Consider the following 14,542-nt stretch of genomic DNA (forward strand, 5'->3'; position numbering starts at 1 on the left):
CACGATGGCAGGGTGACCGCACCACTGACTCCGCCACCGCCACCGCATGAACGTTCCGCGCAGGACGCGTGGCAGCCGCCGGCCGCCGGGCCCGGGGCGAACGGGCCCCAGGCTCCCGGGTCTCAGCACGCCGAGTACGCCGAGGGCGCCGGGCACGGCTGGTACGGACAGGACGGCCCCGGCATGAAGACCGAAGTACGGGAAGCCGCCGTGATCTCGCTGGCCGTCGCGCTCGGCGGGGTGCTGCTCGGGGCGCTGTGGTGGTGGCTCGCGCCGCACGTGCCGCTGGTCGGTGACGTGGTGGAGGGCAACTGGGTCGTCTACCTCAAGGACACCGAGGGCGAGCAGGCCGTCGGGGTCGACGGGACGTTCACGCTGCTCGGGCTGGGCTTCGGGGTCGTCAGCGCGCTGGTCGTCTTCCTGCTGCGGCGGCGTGGGGGTGTGCCGCTGGTGGTGGGGCTGGCCGTCGGCGGGCTGCTCGGGTCGTTGCTGGCGTGGCGGCTCGGGGTGTGGCTCGGGCCCGCGGAGGATGTCATCGCGCGGGCGAGGGATGTGGGGCGGGGGGTGACGTTCTCCGCGCCGTTGAAGTTGGGGGCGAAGGGGGCGTTGCTGGCCTGGCCGTTGGCCGCGCTGGTGTTGCATCTGGGGCTTACGGGGTTGTTCGGGCCTCGGGATCCTGAGCCGGAGTTTCCCGAGGGGGCGTACGAGGCGCCGCCTGCCGCGTAGGTGCTCGGCGTCGGGGCTGGGGCGCGGGTGGGTCCGCAGCCCGGCGGAGCGGGGCGCCGTCTGCGCCCACCCGTGCCGCCCCTAGCGGCACGCATGCCCGCAGCTGGGGCAGGAGGCTCGACTGCCCGCAGGCTCTAGGCCCGGCTGACCGGTGCCAGGACCGCCTCCGTCAGTGTGGCCAGGGACTCCGGTGACAGCTCCACCTCCAGCCCCCTCCTCCCCGCCGAGACGCAGATCGTCGGGTGGGTCGAGGCCGACGCGTCGAGGACCGTGGGGAGTTTCTTGCGCTGGCCCAAGGGGGAGATGCCGCCGCGGACGTAGCCCGTGGTGCGTTCGGCCAGGGTCGGGTCGGCCATCGTGGCGCGTTTGCCGCCGACCGCTGCCGCCAGGGACTTGAGGTCCAGTTGGCCCGCGACCGGGACCACGGCGACCGTCAGGGTGCCGTCGACGTCCGCCACCAGGGTCTTGAAGACCCGGTCGGGTGAGACGCCCATCGCCTCGGCCGCCTCCTCGCCGTAGGACGGGTGGGCGGGGTCGTGGTCGTAGGAGTGGACGGTGAAGTCCACGCCCGCCGTCGTGAGGGCGACCGTCGCGGGCGTGCCGCCCTGCTGCTGTTGCTTCTTCGACTTCTTCGCCATGCCGGTCCGCTTCAGTTGAGGCTCATCGGGCCGCGCGTCAGTTCCGACGCCGGCAACGACGGCAGATTACGGATGATGGCCGTCTCCGAGCGAAGGAGTTTCAGCTCGTCGCGCAGGCGGGACGCCGTGTCGGGGGCCTGGAGCAGGCGCTGCTTGGACGGGGTGTCCAGCATCATCGCCGCCGCCACCAGATACGACACCACGCCCGGCTCGTCGGGCAGCTCCGCACCGGTCGCCAGGGAGCGTTCCCGCGCGCCGGCCAGCCGCTTCTGGTACTGGCGGAAGGACCGCAGCACTCCTTCGGCCAGCGGCGCGGCCTCGTCGCCGGGATCCTCGGGCAGCGTCTCCAGTTCGGCCGTCAGAAAGGGGCCGGAGGCGTCGACGGACAGCAGCCGCACCCGGGAGGTGCCGGTCGCCAGCACCTCGAAGGAGCCGTCGGTCCGCTCCCGGATCGTCGCCGCGTCCGCCACACAGCCCACCTTGTGGAACGCCCTGACCGGGTCCGCGCCGAAACCGGCCAGCGGGCCCTTGTCGGGCAGCGCCGTCGGGTCGGGCATGCCGGGCTCGCTCGGGGCCACCTCGTGGCCGTCGCGGATCGCCACGACGGCGAACCGGCGCGGCTCGTCCTCCGGGGTCTTCAGCAGCTCGCGCATCATGGCGCGATACCGCTCCTCGAAGACGTTGAGCGGGAGCACGAGCCCCGGGAACAGGACCGAGTTCAGGGGGAAGAGGGGGAGCCGGACGGTGGTCACGACGCAAAAGCCTAATGGTCGCCGGAGCGGACTCGTCCGCCCCGGTCACTCCGTGGATGCCAGGAGGGCCGGCCCGCCGCCCCGGCCCGGATGTCGTCGCGTACCCGCAGGAAGTGTCCGAGCGGGTCGTCCGACACCTGGTCCCAGGGGAAGGAGGTGGCGTACGGGCCGTTCAGCCGCAGTTGCTCGGCCGCGTCCGGCCGGCGCTCCAGGCACACCAGGACGAAGATCAGCATGTTCCGCATCCGGGCGGGCCAGGGGTCGGCCGCCGGCAGCAGCGGGGACAGCGCGATCGCGCGGTCGGCGGCGGCGTCCAGCCGCGCGCGGGGCACCTCGGGTCCGCAGCCGTCGGTCAGATAGCCGAAGGCCGCCCGCAGCGGGAGCGCCTGGGCGAGCGCGTCGGCGGGGGCGTCCTGCGCGGCCCGGTCGGCGAAGTCGAAGCACTCCTGGTGCGAACCGTGCCAGAAGGCGGCCAGATAGCGCAGGGCCGCCACATGGCAGCCGTAGTGGTGCGGGGCACGGCGTACGGCCGCCGCCCACAGCTCCTCGAAGTACTTGTGCCCGGCCTGCGCGCCCCGTGCGTGGTCGAGCGCGAGCCGCCACGGCACCGGGTCCCGCGTCTCGCCCCGGGCCGCGGCCGTGAGCAGCGGGCTCACCTCGCGCAGCAGCTCGGCGCGGGCCGGGGAGAGCCAGGCGCGGTCCACCGCGAGCTGGGCCCCGACCAGCAGCGCGTCGGGGTCGTGCGGGGCGGTGGCGAGCCAGGCGTCCAGCCATTCGGGGCGGGAGCGGGCGAAGGCGGCCAGCCGGGTCACGTACCGGTCGCGTCGCTCCCACTCGGCCGCCGCGCGGGTGGCCTGGAGCAGCCCGGCGGCCGGTCCGTGGTCGCCGCGGGCGGCGGCGACCAGGGCCGGACTCAGCCGGGCGTCGGGCGCGTCGAGCAGCACCTCGTCGTCGGCGCTCGGTCTGCCGACGGGGTGGGGGGCGGTCCTTGTCATCCGGCTCGCGCGGATGAACGGGAGCTGCAGAGCCATGGTGTCGACCATTGAAAGACCGCTGGTCACAGCGGCGCCAGATGGTTCGGTGAACTCGCCGAAAGTTGTACGCCCGATGGTCAAGAGAAGGTAAAGGTGTGACAGTTCAACAACATGGGTCACACCGGCACCATCAGTTGCGCCGCAGCAGCCGTGTGGCCCCCGCCGCCACCGTCGTCGCCAGGATCCAGCCCAGCAGGATCATCGCCGTCGCCAGCCACTGCCAGCCCCCGCGCAACTGCCAGAACCCCACCTGGCCCAGGTCGATGACCGGCAGCAGCAGATCGAGCGTGAAGAGCGTGGGACTCCACTCCGGATGCTCGCCCCGCTTCAGCGGCGGATGGCCGGCCTGCGCGAAGGCGAACGAGCCCGCCGCCCACAGCACCGCCATCCATACGGCGGCCCGGCCCGGCCGGTACCCGTAGGCGACCGTCCAGTCCTGCACATAGCCCCACAGCTTGGCCGCCGGCGGCAGGCTCTCGCGGTGCCGGCGCTGCTTGGCGAGCAGCACCTCACGGGCCTCCTGGTCCTCCCCGCCGGCCCGCAGCACGGACGCGAGACGCTCGTACGGCTCCGGGTTGTACTCGGCGGTCGCCGCCGCCACCCACTCCAGCCGCTCGGCCGGTGGGAACGGGCCGCGCGGCACGAGATTCTCGTAGGCGAAGCCGCCCATGTGCAGCCGCCCGGGGCCCGGCCAGGCGTCCGCCCGGTCCATCAGGTTGATGATCTTCGCCCCGGACAGCACCACCCGCCCGCGCGCCGGATGCTCCCCGAGGAAGCGCAGCTCGGGCGTCTGCACCCGGCGCAGCGACAGCTCCTGGTCCTCGCCGAGGGCGAACCGGGCCCGCTCGAAGTCGACGGCGTCGCCGAACCGCCCGTCGTCCAGCCGGATCCCGCCCTCGCACTCGAACCGCTGGATCCGGGTGCCGCGCGCCGGGGTCATCCCGCTCATCGCCTGGGCGCCGACCCCCGCCGGGGTCAGATACAGACTGCGCTCGACGGTCAGCTGCGGGGCGTTCAGCGCGAGCCGCTCGTAGGGGTTGACCAGCCGCGCGCCGCGCAGGCTCAGCGAGACGCCGACGGTGGCGGCGCGCAGGCTCAGCTCGCCGTGCGACTCCAGCAGCTCGGCCTGTAAGTCCTGGCCGACGGTCAGGCCGTCCGCGGCGATCGACCGGCCGCTGCGGTCCCGGTGCACGATCGACTGGTTGAGCATCAGATCCGTGCCGATCTGCGCGTCCGTGATCCGGATGCCGCGGTGGAACCGGCAGCGCGGCAGATGCAGATCGCCCTCGGTGTGCACCCTGGCCGCCTCCAGGCGCGGCACCGAGCAGTCCACCATCCGCAGGGTCGTGAAGCGGGCCTCCGGCAGCAGCACGTCCTGCTCGAACCGGCACTGGCGCATCTCCACGTACGGCACCACCGTGCCCCCCGCGAGATCCAGCGAGCCGCTGATGCGTATGCCGGCCAGCTTCAGCGCCGACACCCGGCCGGCCAGGGCGGGCGGGCCGTCGAGAAGCAGCCAGCAGACGATCCGGGCCCGCACGGTCCGCTCCTCGCCCCACGGGCTGCCGCCGTGCGGATCGTCCACCAGCGGATCGCCGCTGCTCAGGTCGTAGACGCTGCCGTTGCGGAAGGCCTGCCACATGCCGGCCTCGGCCGCGGTCAGGTCCTCGGGCACATCCCCGGCACGCATGCCGGCCCCCTCGGTCACGCTCTTCCCTTCCTCCCCGGGTACTCGCGGGTTGGTTTCTTCGTACAACAGTTCATGCCCGCTGAGTGACGCACCGAACGCGAAAAGTGAAGGGGATCGTCCGGCTTCCCGCGCCGTTCTGTATCAGCCATTGATACGCGCGGACGACGCCTCACCCAGGTCTGAGAGAATTGAGCACGTGATCTCCCGAATCGATCTGCGCGGCGACGCCCTCCCCGAGGGCACCGCCCTGCGTGACCTGCTGCCCCGAGCCGAATTCGACGTAGCGGCCGCCCTGGAAAAGGTGCGTCCCATCTGCGAGGACGTGCATCATCGGGGCGACGCGGCGCTGATCGACTTCGCCGAGCGGTTCGACGGGGTCAGGCTCGACCGGGTGCGGGTGCCCGCCGCCGCGCTCACCTCCGCGCTGGAGGAGCTCGACCCGGCCGTGCGCGCGGCCCTGGAGGAGTCCATCCGCCGCGCCCGGACCGTCCACCGCGCCCAGCGCCGCTCCACGCACACCACCCAGGTCGTGCCCGGCGGCGCCGTGACCGAGAAGTGGGTGCCGGTCGAGCGGGTCGGGCTCTACGCGCCCGGCGGCCGCTCGGTGTACCCGTCCTCCGTGATCATGAACGTGGTGCCCGCGCAGGAGGCCGGCGTCGAGTCCATCGCGCTCGCCTCTCCCGCCCAGGCCGAGTTCGACGGCCTGCCGCACCCCACCATCCTCGCCGCCTGCGCGCTGCTCGGCGTCGACGAGGTGTACGCGGCCGGCGGTGCCACCGCCGTCGCGATGTTCGCCTACGGCACCGAGTCCTGCGCGCCCGCGAACATGGTCACCGGCCCCGGCAACATCTGGGTCGCCGCCGCCAAGCGCTACTTCACCGGAAAGATCGGCATCGACGCGGAGGCCGGCCCGACCGAGATCGCCGTCCTCGCCGACGACACGGCCGACCCGGCGCACGTCGCCTCCGACCTGATCAGCCAGGCCGAGCACGACCCGCTGGCCGCCGCCGTCCTCGTCACCGACTCCGTCGAGCTCGCGGACGCCGTGGAGAAGGAGCTGGAGCCGCAGATCGCGGCCACCCGGCACGTCGACGACCGGATCGTCCCCGCCCTGTCCGGCAAGCAGTCCGCGATCGTCCTGGTCGACGGCATCGACGAGGGCCTGAGGGTCGTCGACGCGTACGGCGCCGAGCACCTGGAGATCCAGACGGCCGACGCCGCCGCGGTGGCCGACCGGGTCCGCAACGCCGGCGCGATCTTCATCGGCCCCTGGGCCCCCGTCTCCCTCGGCGACTACGCGGCCGGCTCCAACCACGTCCTGCCCACCGGCGGCTGCGCCTGCCACTCCTCGGGCCTGTCCGTCCAGTCCTTCCTGCGCGGCATCCACATCGTCGACTACACCGAGGACGCGCTGGCCGAGGTCGCGCACCATGTGGTGACGCTGGCGGAGGCGGAGGACCTGCCCGCGCACGGCGCGGCGATCAAGGCACGGTTCGGGTGGAAGGTTCCAGAAGGCAAGTGACAGGCATCGACGATCTCCCCGTACGGGACGAGCTGCGCGGCAAGTCCCCCTACGGCGCGCCCCAGCTGGCCGTCCCCGTACGGCTGAACACCAACGAGAACCCCTACCCGCTGCCCGAGCCGCTGGTCGAGCGCATCGCCGAGCGGGTCCGTGAGGCGGCCAGGAACCTCAACCGCTACCCGGACCGGGACGCGGTCGAGCTGCGCACCAAGCTCGCCGCGTACCTCACGGAGACGTCCGGCCACGAGGTCGGCCTGGCCGACGTCTGGGCGGCCAACGGCTCCAACGAGGTCATCCAGCAGCTGCTGCAGACCTTCGGCGGGCCGGGCCGCACCGCGATCGGCTTCGAGCCGTCGTACTCGATGCACGGGCTCATCTCGCGCGGCACGGGCACGGGCTGGATCTCCGGGCCCCGTAACGAGGACTTCACGATCGACCTGGCGGCCGCCGAGAAGGCGATCGCCGAGCACCGGCCCGACGTCGTCTTCATCACCACCCCCAACAACCCCACGGGCAACGCGGTCCCGCCCGAGACGGTCCTCGCGCTGTACGAGGCCGCGCAGGCGGCCAAGCCGTCGATGGTCGTGGTCGACGAGGCCTACATCGAGTTCAGCCACGGCGACTCGCTGCTGCCGCTGATCGAGGGCCGCCCGAACCTCGTCGTCTCCCGCACCATGTCGAAGGCGTTCGGCGCGGCGGGCCTGCGCCTCGGCTACCTCGCCGCGCACCCGGCCGTCGTGGACGCCGTCCAGCTCGTCCGCCTGCCGTACCACCTCTCCGCCGTCACCCAGGCGACCGCCCTGGCCGCCCTGGAGCACACCGAGACGCTGCTGGGCTACGTCGAGCAGCTCAAGGCCGAGCGGGACCGGCTGGTGCGCGAACTGCGCGCGACCGGCTACGAGGTCGTCGAGTCCGATGCCAACTTCGTGCAGTTCGGGCGATTCGACGGCGAGGGCGGCTCGCACACGGCCTGGCAGAAGATCCTCGACCAGGGCGTCCTGGTCCGGGACAACGGCATCCCCGGGTGGCTGCGGGTGTCAGCCGGGACCCCCGAAGAGAACGACGCGTTCCTCGACGCGGTCCGTGCACTGAAGAAGGAGCAGAGTCAATGAGCCGCACCGGACGCGTGGAGCGGACGACCAAGGAGACCACGGTCCTCGTCGAGATAGACCTCGACGGCACCGGCAAGACGGAGATCTCCACCGGCGTCGGCTTCTACGACCACATGCTCGACCAGCTCGGCCGGCACGGTCTGTTCGACCTGACCGTGAAGACCCAGGGCGATCTGCACATCGACTCGCACCACACCATCGAGGACACCGCCCTCGCGCTGGGCGCCGCCTTCAAGCAGGCCCTCGGCGACAAGGTGGGGATCTACCGCTTCGGCAACTGCACGGTCCCGCTGGACGAGTCCCTCGCGCAGGTCACCGTCGACCTGTCCGGCCGCCCCTACCTCGTGCACACCGAGCCCGAGAAGATGGCGCCGATGATCGGCGAGTACGACACCACGATGACGCGGCACATCCTGGAGTCCTTCGTGGCCCAGGCCCAGATCGCGCTGCACGTGCACGTGCCCTACGGGCGCAACGCGCACCACATCGTGGAGTGCCAGTTCAAGGCCCTGGCCCGGGCCCTGCGCTACGCGTCCGAGCGTGACCCGCGCGCGGCCGGCATCCTCCCGTCCACGAAGGGCGCCCTGTGAACGGCATCTCGACCCTGCTGATCGTCGTCGGCCTGTTCCTCGCGGGCGGGATCTACTCCTTCGTCAAGCAGAAGATGCCCAAGGGCCTGATCGTGCTGCTGTCGATCGGCGCCGCGATGTGCCTGGTGGCCGGTGTGATGCGGCTGGAGGTGTGGAATTGAGCGCCCCTCAGAAAAGGGTGGTCGTCTTCGACTACGGCTTCGGCAACGTCCGCTCCGCCGAGCGTGCCCTCGCCCGCGCGGGAGCCGACGTCGAGATCACCCGTGACTACGACAAGGCCATGAACGCCGACGGGCTGCTCGTCCCCGGCGTCGGCGCCTTCGCCTCCTGCATGAAGGGCCTGCGCGAGGCGCGCGGCGACTGGATCGTCGACCGCAGGCTCTCCGGCGGCCGCCCGGTCATGGGCATCTGCGTCGGCATGCAGATCCTCTTCGCGCGCGGCATCGAGCACGGCGTGGAGACCGACGGCCTCGACGAGTGGCCCGGCTCGGTCGAGCCGCTCCAGGCCGACGTCGTGCCCCACATGGGCTGGAACACCGTGGAGGCCGCGCCCGGCTCGCGGCTCTTCGACGGCCTGGACGCGGACGCCCGCTACTACTTTGTGCACTCCTACGCCGTCCACGACTGGTCGCTGGAGACCCACAACCCGACCCTCGAACCCCCCAAGGTGACCTGGTCGACGCACGGCAAGCCGTTCGTCGCGGCCGTCGAGAACGGCGCCCTGTGGGCCACGCAGTTCCACCCCGAGAAGTCCGGCGACGCCGGAGCGCAGCTGCTGAACAACTGGATCGGAACCCTCTGATGTCCCCGAAGTCCTCCCCGAAGCTCGAACTCCTCCCCGCCGTCGACGTCCGCGACGGCCAGGCCGTCCGACTGGTGCACGGCGAGTCCGGTTCGGAGACCTCCTACGGCTCCCCCCTGGAGGCCGCCCTCGCCTGGCAGCGTTCCGGCGCCGAGTGGCTGCACCTGGTCGACCTGGACGCCGCGTTCGGCACCGGGAACAACCGCGAGCTGATCGCCGAGGTCGCCAGCGCCATGGACATCAAGGTGGAGCTGTCCGGCGGCATCCGCGACGACGACACCCTCGCCGCCGCCCTGGCCACCGGCTGCAAGCGGGTGAACCTCGGCACGGCCGCCCTGGAGACCCCCGAGTGGGTCGCCAAGGTCATCGCCGAGCACGGCGAGAAGATCGCCGTCGGCCTCGACGTACGCGGCACCACCCTGCGCGGCCGGGGCTGGACCCGCGACGGCGGCGACCTCTACGAGACGCTGGCGCGCCTCGACCAGGAGGGCTGCGCCCGGTACGTCGTCACGGACATCGCCAAGGACGGCACCCTCCAGGGCCCCAACCTGGAGCTGCTGCGCAACGTCTGCGCCGCCACCGACCGCCCGGTCGTGGCCTCCGGCGGCGTGTCCTCGCTGGACGACCTGCGGGCCATCGCCGAGCTCGTCCCCCTCGGTGTCGAGGGAGCGATCGTAGGGAAGGCGCTGTACGCGAAGGCGTTCACCCTGGAAGAGGCCTTGGAGGCTGTGTCGTCATGACCCCCCGGCGCGTGCGGAGCGGAAGTCCCTGGGAAGAGTCCTTCGGTTTTGCACGTGCCGTCGAGGCGGGCGACCGGGTGCTGGTCGCGGGTACGACCGCCTTCAAGGGCGATGTGCTCTACGGCGAGGGCGATCCCTACGAGCAGGCCAAGGTGGCCTTCACCACCGCCCTGGAGGCGATCGCCGAGTTCGGACTCACCCCCGACTCCGTGATCCGCACCCGGATGTATCTGGCCCACGCGCGGGACGTCGACGCGGCGGGCCGGGCCCACAAGGAACTGTTCGACACCGTGCGACCGGTCACGACCCTGCTGGTCGTGGAGGGGTTCATCGACTCCCGGGTCCTGGTGTCGGTCGAAGTGGAAGCGTATAGAGGAGCCGTGGATTCATGACCCTGGCGGTCCGAGTCATCCCCTGCCTGGACGTGGACAACGGCCGGGTCGTCAAGGGCGTCAACTTCCAGAACCTGCGCGACGCGGGCGACCCCGTCGAGATGGCCAAGGTGTACGACGCCGAGGGCGCCGACGAGTTGACGTTCCTGGACATCACCGCCTCGTCGGGCAACCGCGAGACGACGTACGACGTGGTGCGCCGCACCGCCGAGCAGGTCTTCATCCCGCTCACGGTCGGCGGCGGCGTCCGCACCGCCGAGGACGTGGACAAGCTGCTGCGCGCGGGCGCGGACAAGGTCGGCGTCAACACGGCGGCGATCGCCCGCCCCGAGCTGATCCGCGAGATCGCCGAGCGCTTCGGCCGGCAGGTCCTGGTCCTCTCGGTGGACGCCCGACGCACCGAGTCGGGCTCCTTCGAGGTCACCACCCACGGCGGCCGTCGCGGCACCGGCATCGACGCCGTCGAGTGGGCACACCGGGCCGCCGAGCTGGGCGCGGGCGAGATCCTGCTCAACTCCATGGACGCGGACGGCACGAAGGACGGCTACGACCTGGAGATGATCCGGGCCGTACGGGGCCACGTCACCGTCCCCGTCATCGCCTCCGGCGGCGCCGGCAAGCTGACCGACTTCCCGCCGGCCGTCGAGGCGGGCGCGGACGCGGTGCTGGCCGCCTCGGTCTTCCACTTCGGGGACCTGCGCATCGGCGAGGTCAAGGACACGCTGCGGGAGGCGGGTCACCCGGTGCGGTGACGACCTTTCCGTGCTCCGTCGGAGCCCCGGCCGCGCGGCCGGGGCTCTCTCCTGCCCCGCCTCAGATGCCGAGCTGCTTCGTCTCGTGCAGCTTGGCGATGGCGTCCTCGTCGCCGTCCAGGTCGACCTTGGCCGCGCTCTGCCGGCCGTAGGAGAACAGGACCAGCTCCGACGGCTCGCCCGTCACCGTGACCACCGGCGTACCGCGCTGCGCGACCGTCGTCTGGCCGTCGGGGCGGCGCAGGACCAGGCCCGTCGGGACGCCGCGGCCCATCAGCCGGGCGGTGCGCTCCAGACGCGACCACAGGGCGTCCTGGAAGACCGCGTCGAGCTCGCGCACCGACCAGTCGGGCTGGGCGCGCCGGACGTCCTCCGTATGGACGTAGAACTCGACGATGTTCGACATCTCGTCGACCGGCTTGAGGGAGAAGGGCGAGAAGCGCGGCGGGCCCGTACGGATGAGCTGGATCAGCTCCTCGTACGGCTTGCCGGTGTACTCGGCCATCACCCGGTCCAGACGCGACGCGAGCTGCTTGATCAGTATCCCGCCCGCGGCGTCCGGGCGGCGCTCGCGCACCACCACGTGCGCGGCGAGGTCCCGCGTCGTCCAGCCCTCGCACAGAGTGGGCGCGTCCGGGCCCGCGGTCTCCAACAGATCGGCGAGGAGAAGTCGTTCACGCTTGGCATGGGTCGACATGCGGCCAGCCTACGACCGCGCACCTGGTCCGGACAGTGGACACTCCACCGGCACTGTCGGTGGCGCCCGGCACAATGGACCACATGACCAGCAAGCCCAGCCGCCTCGACCCGGAGCTCGCCGCGCGCCTCAAGCACAGCGCCGACGGCCTCCTGCCCGCCATCGCCCAGCAGTACGACACCGGAGAGGTGCTCATGCTCGGCTGGATGGACGACGAGGCACTGCATCGCACCCTGACCACCGGCCGCTGCACGTACTGGTCCCGCAGCCGCCGGGAGTACTGGGTCAAGGGCGACACCTCCGGCCACTTCCAGTGGGTCAAGTCCGTCGCCCTCGACTGCGACGCCGACACCGTGCTCGTCAAGGTCGACCAGGTCGGCGCCGCCTGCCACACCGGAGCCCGCACCTGCTTCGACGAGGACGTCCTGCTCAAGGACGGCGGTTCGGACGCCGCCGCCGCGGATCAGTAGGGTCAGCCGCCATGGACCTCGAGACGTTCCGCAAGCTCGCCACCGACCGGCGGGTCATCCCCGTCACCCGCAAGCTCCTCGCCGACGGCGACACCCCGGTCGCGCTCTACCGCAAGCTCGCCGCCGAGCGCCCCGGCACCTTCCTGCTGGAGTCCGCCGAGAACGGCCGCTCCTGGTCCCGGTACTCCTTCGTCGGAGTCCGCAGCGCCGGCGCCCTGACCACGCGTGACGGACAGGCGCACTGGCTGGGCACCCCGCCCGTCGGCGTCCCCACCGACGGCGACCCGCTCGCCGCCCTGCGCGCCACCATCGAGGCCCTGCACACCCCGCACCAGGAGGGCATGCCGCCCTTCACCGGCGGCATGGTCGGCTACCTCGGCTACGACATCGTCCGCCGCCTGGAGAAGATCGGCCCCGGCGAGCGCGACGACCTGAAGCTGCCCGAGCTGACCATGCTCCTCACCAGCGACCTCGCCGTCATGGACCACTGGGAGGGCTCGGTCCTGCTGATCGCCAACGCGATCAACCACAACGACCTCGACACCGGCGTCGACGAGGCGTACACGGACGCCATCGCCCGCCTCGACGCCATGGAGGCCGACCTCTCGCGCGCGGTGGCCCAGCCGCCCGCAGTCCTGCCGCCCTCCGAGGTCCCCGAGTACTCCGCGCTCTGGGGCGGCCCCGACTTCCAGGAGGCCGTCGAGGACATCAAGGAGCGCATCCGGGCCGGCGAGGCCTTCCAGGTGGTGCCCTCCCAGCGCTTCGAGACGCCGTGCACCGCGAGCGCGCTGGACGTCTACCGGGTCCTGCGGGCCACCAACCCGTCGCCGTACATGTACCTGTTCCGCTTCGACGGGTTCGACGTCGTCGGCTCGTCCCCCGAGGCCCTGGTCAAGGTCGAGGACGGGCGGGCCATGGTCCACCCCATCGCCGGCACCCGCTGGCGCGGCGCCACCCCGCAGGAGGACCAGGCCCTCGCCGACGAACTCCTCGCCGACCCCAAGGAGCGCGCCGAGCACCTCATGCTCGTCGACCTCGGCCGCAACGACCTGGGGCGGGTCTGCGAGCCCGGCTCGGTCGAGGTCGTCGACTTCATGTCCATCGAGAAGTACTCGCACGTCATGCACATCGTCTCGACGGTGACGGGCCGCGTCGCCCCGGGCCGCACCGCCTTCGACGTCCTCACCGCCTGCTTCCCGGCCGGCACCCTCTCCGGCGCCCCGAAGCCCCGCGCCATGCAGATCATCGACGAACTCGAACCCTCCCGGCGCGGGCTCTACGGCGGCTGCGTCGGCTATCTCGACTTCGCGGGCGACTCCGACACCGCCATCGCCATCCGCACGGCCCTGCTGCGCGACGGCACCGCATACGTCCAGGCCGGCGCCGGTATCGTCGCCGACTCCGACCCGGTCGCCGAGGACACCGAGTGCCGCAACAAGGCGGCGGCGGTCCTGCGGGCCGTCCACACGGCGAACCGGCTGGGAAAGGCCTGAGATGAACCCCGGCTGACGGTTCGCCCGGGGTTCAGGCGATAGTGGGGTACGTGACTGCCGTACCGCACCCACGTTCCCAAGCCTCCGGATCCGCCCGGGCCGGTCGCCTGAGCCTCGCCGTCGCCCTGCTGTGCGGCGCGCTCGGCGCGGCCGTGGCGTTGCTCGCCACCCGGCAGAGCTGGTCGGAGGGCACCACGACGGTGGCCGGTGGCGCCTTCCCGCTGACCGCCACGGGCAGCGACGTCACCGGTGTGCCCGCGGCGCTCGCCGTGGTGGGCCTCGCCGCGCTCGTCGCCGTCTTCGCCGTCCGCCGGAGCGGCCGCGTCGTCGTGGCCGCCCTGCTGGCCCTCTCCGGCGCGGGCACCGTCGCCGCCGCCCTGCTCGGTGCCTCCGACAGCTCCGCACTCGACGAGAAGGCCGCCGAGGCCTCCGGCGACACCTCCGCCACGGTGGGGGCCCTCAGCCACACCGCCTGGCCCTACGTCGCGGCCGTCGGCGGCGTCCTGCTCCTGCTGGCCGGGCTGCTCGCCCTGCGCTACGGCAGGCTGTGGCCCGCGATGTCCGGCCGCTACGAGCGGGACGGCACGCCCCGGCCGCGCCGCAAGGCCCCCGCGGTCGACCCCGACCGGCCCGAGGACCTGTGGAAGGCACTCGACCGGGGCGAGGACCCGACCGGGGCGTAACCCCGCCCCGGGGGCGGGGCACGGGGAAGCGGAGGGAGCACCCCCGCTCACCGGAGGCGCGCGCGTGCGGGACAATGGGCGCGAGCGTCCTGCTCAGACACGTACACAGCAACGAGGAGCAAGCAATGGCGGGCAGCAGCCACGGTCACACCCCGGCCGCCTGGACCGGTGTCACGATCGCCTTCATCGGTTTCTGCGTCGCGGGCGCGTTCATGGTGTTGGACCAGCCGCTGGGCTTCTGGGCGGGCATGGTCGTCGTGCTGCTCGGCGGTGTCGTCGGCGCGGCCATGCGGGCGATGGGCATGGGCCAGCCCAAGGACCTGCACCAGCCGCACGCGATGACGGGCGACCGCGAGCCGGCGCGCGCCGAGGGCTGAACCCCGGAACACACCGCGTTTGTCGCGTGAGGGGCGGCCGGCACTGGGATGCCGGAACCGCCCCTCACGCGC

The 14,542-nt window shown here is 72.3% G+C and carries 18 protein-coding genes; 13 read left to right on the forward strand and 5 right to left on the reverse strand.

Annotated features, from left to right (window positions below):
- The first annotated feature begins 12 nt into the window (after window positions 1-12).
- Window positions 13-726, forward strand: coding sequence for a DUF2567 domain-containing protein (locus KJK29_RS28625; protein ID WP_215122057.1), 714 nt, complete (start codon window positions 13-15; stop codon window positions 724-726).
- 134 nt (window positions 727-860) lie between these two features.
- Here the strand turns inward: KJK29_RS28625 and ybaK are convergent, their stop codons facing one another.
- The 4 genes from ybaK to KJK29_RS28645 all read right to left on the reverse strand — a co-directional run bounded on the left by ybaK (window position 861) and on the right by KJK29_RS28645 (window position 4,858).
- Window positions 861-1,364 (reverse strand): Cys-tRNA(Pro) deacylase, encoded by a 504-nt coding sequence (ybaK, locus tag KJK29_RS28630; RefSeq protein WP_215122058.1) that lies wholly within the window; start codon window positions 1,362-1,364, stop codon window positions 861-863.
- Between the two features lie 11 nt (window positions 1,365-1,375).
- Window positions 1,376-2,116: an LON peptidase substrate-binding domain-containing protein gene (locus KJK29_RS28635; RefSeq protein WP_215122059.1), complete on the reverse strand. Its 741-nt coding sequence runs from the start codon at window positions 2,114-2,116 to the stop codon at window positions 1,376-1,378.
- A gap of 11 nt (window positions 2,117-2,127) precedes the next feature.
- Window positions 2,128-3,159: a hypothetical protein gene (locus tag KJK29_RS28640; protein ID WP_215122060.1), complete on the reverse strand. Its 1,032-nt coding sequence runs from the start codon at window positions 3,157-3,159 to the stop codon at window positions 2,128-2,130.
- A gap of 121 nt (window positions 3,160-3,280) precedes the next feature.
- Window positions 3,281-4,858, reverse strand: coding sequence for an oxidoreductase (locus tag KJK29_RS28645; RefSeq protein WP_215122061.1), 1,578 nt, complete (start codon window positions 4,856-4,858; stop codon window positions 3,281-3,283).
- 178 nt (window positions 4,859-5,036) lie between these two features.
- Between KJK29_RS28645 and hisD the strand changes: the two genes are divergently transcribed.
- Genes hisD through hisF form a run of 8 tightly spaced genes read left to right on the forward strand, consistent with a single transcriptional unit; the run spans window position 5,037 to window position 10,750 of the window.
- Window positions 5,037-6,362, forward strand: a complete 1,326-nt coding sequence (gene hisD, locus KJK29_RS28650) for a histidinol dehydrogenase (protein WP_215122062.1) — start codon at window positions 5,037-5,039, stop codon at window positions 6,360-6,362.
- Complete coding sequence (locus KJK29_RS28655) at window positions 6,359-7,474, forward strand: histidinol-phosphate transaminase (RefSeq protein WP_215122063.1); 1,116 nt, start codon at window positions 6,359-6,361, stop codon at window positions 7,472-7,474. Before hisD ends, KJK29_RS28655 begins: the two co-directional genes overlap by 4 nt.
- The gene (gene hisB / locus KJK29_RS28660; protein WP_215122064.1) at window positions 7,471-8,064 is read left to right on the forward strand and encodes an imidazoleglycerol-phosphate dehydratase HisB; all 594 of its coding nucleotides are present in this window, start codon (window positions 7,471-7,473) and stop codon (window positions 8,062-8,064) included. Before KJK29_RS28655 ends, hisB begins: the two co-directional genes overlap by 4 nt.
- The gene (locus KJK29_RS28665) at window positions 8,061-8,225 is read left to right on the forward strand and encodes a hypothetical protein (protein ID WP_215122065.1); all 165 of its coding nucleotides are present in this window, start codon (window positions 8,061-8,063) and stop codon (window positions 8,223-8,225) included. The genes hisB and KJK29_RS28665 overlap by 4 nt, the downstream gene beginning before the upstream one ends.
- Window positions 8,222-8,866 carry an imidazole glycerol phosphate synthase subunit HisH gene (gene hisH / locus KJK29_RS28670; protein ID WP_370869165.1) on the forward strand — a complete coding sequence of 215 codons (645 nt, stop codon included), beginning with the start codon at window positions 8,222-8,224 and terminating at the stop codon, window positions 8,864-8,866. The genes KJK29_RS28665 and hisH overlap by 4 nt, the downstream gene beginning before the upstream one ends.
- Window positions 8,866-9,606, forward strand: a complete 741-nt coding sequence (gene priA / locus KJK29_RS28675; protein WP_215122067.1) for a bifunctional 1-(5-phosphoribosyl)-5-((5-phosphoribosylamino)methylideneamino)imidazole-4-carboxamide isomerase/phosphoribosylanthranilate isomerase PriA — start codon at window positions 8,866-8,868, stop codon at window positions 9,604-9,606. The genes hisH and priA overlap by 1 nt, the downstream gene beginning before the upstream one ends.
- Window positions 9,603-9,998 (forward strand): RidA family protein, encoded by a 396-nt coding sequence (locus tag KJK29_RS28680; RefSeq protein ID WP_215122068.1) that lies wholly within the window; start codon window positions 9,603-9,605, stop codon window positions 9,996-9,998. Before priA ends, KJK29_RS28680 begins: the two co-directional genes overlap by 4 nt.
- Window positions 9,995-10,750, forward strand: a complete 756-nt coding sequence (gene hisF, locus KJK29_RS28685; RefSeq protein ID WP_215122069.1) for an imidazole glycerol phosphate synthase subunit HisF — start codon at window positions 9,995-9,997, stop codon at window positions 10,748-10,750. Before KJK29_RS28680 ends, hisF begins: the two co-directional genes overlap by 4 nt.
- Window positions 10,751-10,811: 61 nt before the next feature.
- On the opposite strand, the gene KJK29_RS28690 is transcribed toward hisF, so the two are convergent.
- A complete protein-coding gene (locus KJK29_RS28690; RefSeq protein WP_215122070.1) occupies window positions 10,812-11,447 on the reverse strand; it encodes a TIGR03085 family metal-binding protein in 636 nt (211 codons plus the stop codon).
- Between the two features lie 83 nt (window positions 11,448-11,530).
- Here KJK29_RS28690 and hisI point away from each other — a divergent pair, with 83 nt between their 5' ends.
- From hisI to KJK29_RS28710, 4 genes are all read left to right on the forward strand, one after another.
- On the forward strand, window positions 11,531-11,917 hold the full coding sequence (hisI, locus tag KJK29_RS28695) for a phosphoribosyl-AMP cyclohydrolase (RefSeq protein WP_215122071.1): 387 nt from the start codon (window positions 11,531-11,533) through the stop codon (window positions 11,915-11,917).
- 11 nt (window positions 11,918-11,928) lie between these two features.
- On the forward strand, window positions 11,929-13,410 hold the full coding sequence (locus KJK29_RS28700) for an anthranilate synthase component I (RefSeq protein ID WP_215122072.1): 1,482 nt from the start codon (window positions 11,929-11,931) through the stop codon (window positions 13,408-13,410).
- 41 nt (window positions 13,411-13,451) lie between these two features.
- Window positions 13,452-14,093, forward strand: coding sequence for a TIGR02234 family membrane protein (locus KJK29_RS28705; RefSeq protein WP_215122073.1), 642 nt, complete (start codon window positions 13,452-13,454; stop codon window positions 14,091-14,093).
- Window positions 14,094-14,218: 125 nt separating this feature from the next.
- A complete protein-coding gene (locus tag KJK29_RS28710; protein ID WP_215122074.1) occupies window positions 14,219-14,470 on the forward strand; it encodes an HGxxPAAW family protein in 252 nt (83 codons plus the stop codon).
- The last annotated feature ends 72 nt before the right edge of the window (window positions 14,471-14,542 follow it).

It is taken from the genome of Streptomyces koelreuteriae, assembly GCF_018604545.1.
Lineage (GTDB): Bacteria > Actinomycetota > Actinomycetes > Streptomycetales > Streptomycetaceae > Streptomyces > Streptomyces koelreuteriae.

What these genes read in the sequence shown, in the direction of transcription:
- ybaK (WP_215122058.1), bottom strand. Translation starts at nt 1,364, where the DNA reads ATGGCGAAGAAGTCGAAGAAGCAACAGCAGCAGGGCGGCACGCCCGCG.
- KJK29_RS28640 (WP_215122060.1), bottom strand. Translation starts at nt 3,159, where the DNA reads ATGGTCGACACCATGGCTCTGCAGCTCCCGTTCATCCGCGCGAGCCGG.
- hisB (WP_215122064.1), top strand. Translation starts at nt 7,471, where the DNA reads ATGAGCCGCACCGGACGCGTGGAGCGGACGACCAAGGAGACCACGGTC.
- priA (WP_215122067.1), top strand. Translation starts at nt 8,866, where the DNA reads ATGTCCCCGAAGTCCTCCCCGAAGCTCGAACTCCTCCCCGCCGTCGAC.
- KJK29_RS28680 (WP_215122068.1), top strand. Translation starts at nt 9,603, where the DNA reads ATGACCCCCCGGCGCGTGCGGAGCGGAAGTCCCTGGGAAGAGTCCTTC.
- hisF (WP_215122069.1), top strand. Translation starts at nt 9,995, where the DNA reads ATGACCCTGGCGGTCCGAGTCATCCCCTGCCTGGACGTGGACAACGGC.
- KJK29_RS28690 (WP_215122070.1), bottom strand. Translation starts at nt 11,447, where the DNA reads ATGTCGACCCATGCCAAGCGTGAACGACTTCTCCTCGCCGATCTGTTG.
- hisI (WP_215122071.1), top strand. Translation starts at nt 11,531, where the DNA reads ATGACCAGCAAGCCCAGCCGCCTCGACCCGGAGCTCGCCGCGCGCCTC.
- KJK29_RS28700 (WP_215122072.1), top strand. Translation starts at nt 11,929, where the DNA reads ATGGACCTCGAGACGTTCCGCAAGCTCGCCACCGACCGGCGGGTCATC.
- KJK29_RS28710 (WP_215122074.1), top strand. Translation starts at nt 14,219, where the DNA reads ATGGCGGGCAGCAGCCACGGTCACACCCCGGCCGCCTGGACCGGTGTC.